The organism is uncultured Gemella sp. (assembly GCF_963519265.1).
Lineage (GTDB): Bacteria > Bacillota > Bacilli > Staphylococcales > Gemellaceae > Gemella.
In genome coordinates, this window is record NZ_CAUQNQ010000089.1 from 1 (window position 1) to 5,093 (window position 5,093).

General features: G+C 31.6%; 6 protein-coding genes. 2 read left to right on the top strand and 4 right to left on the bottom strand.

All coding sequences use genetic code 11. The features are described from left to right. On the bottom strand, positions 1–871 hold an 871-nt coding region (locus tag RWN11_RS07020), incomplete at its 3' end, for an ATP-grasp domain-containing protein (protein WP_314161036.1). Then, positions 868–1,344, bottom strand: a complete 477-nt coding sequence (gene purE, locus RWN11_RS07025) for a 5-(carboxyamino)imidazole ribonucleotide mutase (protein WP_314161037.1) — start codon at positions 1,342–1,344, stop codon at positions 868–870. The genes RWN11_RS07020 and purE, both read right to left, overlap by 4 nt. A 465-nt stretch (positions 1,345–1,809) precedes the next feature. Between purE and RWN11_RS07030 the strand changes: the two genes are divergently transcribed. Next, positions 1,810–1,992, top strand: coding sequence for a type II toxin-antitoxin system HicA family toxin (locus RWN11_RS07030; RefSeq protein ID WP_271965256.1), 183 nt, complete (start codon positions 1,810–1,812; stop codon positions 1,990–1,992). A gap of 28 nt (positions 1,993–2,020) precedes the next feature. After that, positions 2,021–2,416: a type II toxin-antitoxin system HicB family antitoxin gene (locus RWN11_RS07035; protein WP_314161038.1), complete on the top strand. Its 396-nt coding sequence runs from the start codon at positions 2,021–2,023 to the stop codon at positions 2,414–2,416. 222 nt (positions 2,417–2,638) lie between these two features. Here the strand turns inward: RWN11_RS07035 and RWN11_RS07040 are convergent, their stop codons facing one another. Together RWN11_RS07040 and RWN11_RS07045 are read right to left on the bottom strand one after the other, a co-directional pair. Then, positions 2,639–3,448: an HAD family hydrolase gene (locus tag RWN11_RS07040; protein ID WP_314161039.1), complete on the bottom strand. Its 810-nt coding sequence runs from the start codon at positions 3,446–3,448 to the stop codon at positions 2,639–2,641. 159 nt (positions 3,449–3,607) lie between these two features. After that, on the bottom strand, positions 3,608–4,981 hold the full coding sequence (locus RWN11_RS07045) for a glycine--tRNA ligase (protein WP_314161040.1): 1,374 nt from the start codon (positions 4,979–4,981) through the stop codon (positions 3,608–3,610). Positions 4,982–5,093 lie beyond the last annotated feature (112 nt).

The following is a 5,093-nucleotide window of genomic DNA, read 5'->3' on the forward strand; positions in this document are numbered from 1 at the left end:
TCTCTATCTTACCGACTTTCAAGCCACATATTGCCTCAATATGAGCTCTAAATTGACTCTTCGTTGCACTTTGCATCGTTATATGCCCTGAATTATGAACTCGTGGTGCTATTTCATTAAAAATGACCTTACCTTCACTTATAAAGAACTCAACAGTAAGTACTCCGTAATAATCAAAATTACTAAGAATTCGTTTCGTATACTCGATCGCAAGTGCTTCTTGTTCTTTAGTTGCTGTAGTAGGAACTTTTGAGCGATACAAGATATTATTTCTATGTTCATTTTCTACTACCGCAACGATATTTACCTCGTCCTTATCTTTAACCGCTACTACCGAGATTTCTTTATCAAGTTTAACGAACTCTTCAAGTAACGTATAAGGTTCTACTTCTTCACTAGAGCTTATTTTTTTCTGACCTTTTCCATCATAACCAAAACGTACAGTTTTCATTAAATATGGTTTTGTTATTTCTACATTTGTATCTTCTTCAACATATGTGTAATCCACCGTTGGAATGTCAAGTTTTCTAGCAAATTCTTTTTCATAATATCTATGTTGAGTAGTTCTTAACACTTCTGCACTTTGGACAATATTATACTTTGTCTCTAGTTTTTCTAAAGAAGCGGCATCGATATTCTCAAATTCAAAAGTGATGACATCACTAACTGAACATAACTTTTCAACACTTGCGAAATCATTGAACTCAGCTTTAATGAAGACATCACTAAAAATTTTGGCACAACAGCTATCACTAGGATCTAGAACAGCAATCTTATACCCCATCTCCTTAGCACTCATAGCAAGCATTCTTCCTAGTTGACCACCACCGATTATTCCAATAGTTTTTCCTGGTAAAATTGTCTTAATCATAGTTTCATCTCTTCCAATACTATTCTTTCTTGTTCTTTCTTGAATTGTTCGTATTTATTAGCATACTTTTCATTAGTGATTCCTAGTATTGATAAGGCACTAATAGCCGCATTTTTTGCACCTGCTACACCGATTGCCATAGTTAAGACCGGAACACCTGCAGGCATCTGAACTATAGAATATAATGAATCAACTCCACTAAGAACACTCGATTTAATCGGAACTCCAATGACTGGTAATGTCGTCATAGAAGCAACCATACCCGGAAGATGTGCCGCTCCTCCTGCCGCAGCTATAATTAAAGAATAGCCATTACTTCTTGCATTCTTTGAAAATTCAACTAATAAATCTGGTGTCCTATGCGCACTTACTACTTTTTTATCAAAAGGAATTTCGAATTCTTCTAACAACTTACAAGTTTCTTCCATCGTTGTATAATCCGATTTCGAACCCATAATCACCGCAACTTTCATACTTTAAGCTCCTTTTTTTGTTTAAATGTACGTTTTTCAGTCGTATATTCGCGTAAAATATTTTCATCGTACGTCTACAAATAGAATTATACTACTTGTTTAAATATTTATCAAGTAGTATCTAAAGAAAAATCGGATATTTTTTATTTTTAATCTGAATTACTAAATATTTCATGAACTTTTTTCGTTTAATTCTTATTCCAAATACTTATTTACACAATAAAATACAGACGTTTAATTTTTAAGTGCTCTAGATCCTTGATACACTTGACTTTTACAAAATACTCTCCGAAAGCTCTCCAAAGTTAGATAAAAAAAACTATTTTTTGGTATAAATCATTTTAGAAACTGAAAAGCAAAATAAGAATATTTTAAGATGAAAAAAATTAAAATTAATAATCTTCTAAAAAATATTTACATATGTTAAAACATATGTTAAAATATATATTGTTAGGAGGTAAACTCATGAGTTCGAAAGAATTAATAAAACAGCTTAATAAATTAGGTTGGCAAGAAGTCCGAATAAAAGGAAGTCACCACCAATTTAAGCACCCTAACAAAGATTATCTTATAACCGTACCACACCCAAAGAGAGATTTACCAAAAGGTACGGCACAAAAGATATTAAAACAAGCGGGCTTGAAATAAAGCCCCTTGATTTTAGGAGGTTAACCACATGAAATATATGTATTACGCAGTATTTACACAAGAAAAAGATTATATAGATATAACATTCCCAGATTTAAAAGGTTGTATTACTTTTGGTGATAATTTAGAAGAAGCTTTATACATGAGTAAAGACGCTCTAGAGGGTTATTTATTAGTATTAGAAGATGAAAAAATGAGTATACCAAAACCAAGTACATATCAAGAGTTACAAGCTAAATTAGACAACAATCAACAATTACAATTAATTAATGTTGATACTGATTTTATTAGACGTAGAGAAGAAAACAAAGCAGTAAATAAAATGGTTACTTTACCTAAATGGTTAGTAGACTTAGGGAAAGAGAAAAAAATAAACTTTTCACAAGTATTACAGCAAGCGTTAAAAAACGAATTAGGAGTATAACAAAGTTAAATAGACAGTGGAATAAATCCACTGTTTTTATTTTTAATTTAATATAAGTAATTAATAAAGGTAGTGACTCAAAAATTATAATTTCTAAGAAACAAGATTTTGTTGAGTCACCCCCCCGCACAGTTTATTAGATATCTAAAAAGCTTTTATAAAGCGAATTTAGATATCAATAAACCTCGTTCATGAGTTCTCATATACACTATTTTAAAATTATTATATCTTTTTAATAAAATTCTCGATAGCATATGCTACTCCATCTTCATTATTTGATTTTGTAACATAATCTGCATACTTTTTCACATCATCAGTAGCATTTCCCATAACAACTGAATATCCTACAGTCTCGAACATTGGTATATCATTTTGTCCATCACCGAATGCTGCTAATTCATTTTTAGTTAGCTTTTCAAAATCACTAATAAATTCTATCCCCTTAGACTTTTTAGCGTTCATATGCGTAATTTCTAAGTATCCATTAAGTGATTGTTGAAATGTTAATTCTTCATTTGAATATTGTTTTTGCACATAATCTACTATCTCTTCAAAAATTTCTTTATTATATTCAATAAAAGAGACTTTATAAATGTCTTTTTCTTCTTTGAAAAACTCTTTAAAATCTACAATACTATAAGCAACTTTTACAATATTATATTCTCCTATTATCGCATCAGTTTCTAAATCAATATTCCAATTTAGCTCATCATACAAACTAATTCCAGTACTAGGAAATTTATCTCTTATGTCTAATACCAAATTTTTTGCTACTATAAAATCTAACGGCTGTCTATATAAAATTATATTCTCATTATTTTTCTTTTCGAAAATTAATGCGCCATTAAATGAAACATGAATACCGTCTATCCCTAGTGTATTGATTATATTCTCCATTTTTTGAGGCGAACGCGCTGATACTAAAGTAAAAGGTAATCCACTTTTCTTTATAGCTTTAATATTCACTTCACATATTTCTCCCTTACTATTAAGAACTGTTCCATCCATATCAGAAAATAAATGTTTTATCATAAATTACCTCCGTAATCTTCTATAATTAAATAATATCATTATTCTTCAGTTAATTACAAGTACCATTAAATATTTTATTAATACAATAGCTCATACTACGTCATTTTAAAACAAATACCAAAAAAACACCCAGAACTATCGTTCTGAGTGTTCATTCAATTAGAATTTAATTTTTTCTTCGATGTATTGTTTTAATTCAGCGATCGGAATACGAGTTTGTTCCATAGTATCTCTATCACGAACAGTTACCATTCCATCATTTTCTGATTCGAAGTCATAAGTGATACAGAATGGAGTACCAACTTCATCTTGTCTTCTATATCTCTTACCAATTGATCCAGTTTCATCGAAGTCAACCATAAAGTCTACAGCTAATTGTTGATATACTTCAACAGCTTTATCACTTAATTTTTTAGAAAGTGGTAAGATAGCAGCTTTGTATGGAGCTAATGCTGGGTGGAATTTTAGAACTGTACGAGTATCATTTTCCCCAACCTCTTCCTCGTTGTACGCATCACATAAGAATGCTAGAAGAACACGGTCAACACCTACAGATGGTTCGATACAATATGGGATGAATTTTTCATTTGTGCTTAGGTCTTGGTAAGTTAAATCTTGACCAGAATGTTCCATATGTTGTTTTAAGTCGTAGTCTGTTCTTGAAGCAATACCCCAAAGCTCTCCCCAACCGAATGGGAATTTGAACTCGATGTCAGTAGTTGCATTAGAATAGTGTGATAATTCTTCTTGATTGTGATCACGTAGACGGATATTTTCTTTAGTCATACCTAAGTCTAGTAAGAATTTTTCACAGTTATTTTTCCAAGTTTTGTGCCAATCTAATTCTGTTCCTGGTTCACAGAAAAATTCTAATTCCATTTGTTCAAATTCACGAGTACGGAAGATGAAGTTCCCTGGTGTAATTTCGTTACGGAATGATTTACCGATTTGTCCAATACCGAATGGTAATTTTTTACGCATACTACGTTGTACGTTTTTAAAGTTTACGAAGATACCTTGCGCAGTTTCTGGACGTAGGTATATTTGGCTTGTAGAGTTTTCTACTACACCTTGGTTCGTTTTGAACATAAGATTAAATTGACGAATGTTAGTGTAGTCATGGCTACCACATTCTGGACATTTAATGTTTTCACGGTCGATAATAGCTTCTAATTCTTCAAATGGAAGACCATCAACTACTACATCTTCATTTTTTTCATTGAAGTAATATTCTTCGATAAGTTTGTCAGCACGAAGACGTGATTTACAAACTTTACAGTCCATCATAGGGTCACTGAAGTTACCTACGTGTCCTGATGCTTCCCAAGTACGTGGATTCATGAAAATAGCTGCATCCAATCCTACGTTATATGGTGATTCTTGAATGAATTTTTTCCACCATGCTTTTTTTACGTTATTTTTTAATTCAATTCCTAATGGACCGTAATCCCAAGTATTAGCTAATCCACCATAAATTTCAGATCCTTGAAATACGAATCCTCTATTTTTTGCAAGAGATAAAATTTTCTCCATTGTTTTTTTCCTCCTAATTATTAAAATATAAAAAGCCCTAGATATGCCGTAGCACATCTAGGGACGAAATAATTTCCGCGGGTCCACCCTGATTAGTAAAAACTCAACTTTA

Bases quoted from the DNA above. Each gene is read 5' to 3' on its own strand.
- purE (WP_314161037.1), bottom strand. From the start codon at position 1,344: ATGAAAGTTGCGGTGATTATGGGTTCGAAATCGGATTATACAACGATG.
- RWN11_RS07030 (WP_271965256.1), top strand. From the start codon at position 1,810: ATGAGTTCGAAAGAATTAATAAAACAGCTTAATAAATTAGGTTGGCAA.
- RWN11_RS07035 (WP_314161038.1), top strand. From the start codon at position 2,021: ATGAAATATATGTATTACGCAGTATTTACACAAGAAAAAGATTATATA.
- RWN11_RS07040 (WP_314161039.1), bottom strand. From the start codon at position 3,448: ATGATAAAACATTTATTTTCTGATATGGATGGAACAGTTCTTAATAGT.
- RWN11_RS07045 (WP_314161040.1), bottom strand. From the start codon at position 4,981: ATGGAGAAAATTTTATCTCTTGCAAAAAATAGAGGATTCGTATTTCAA.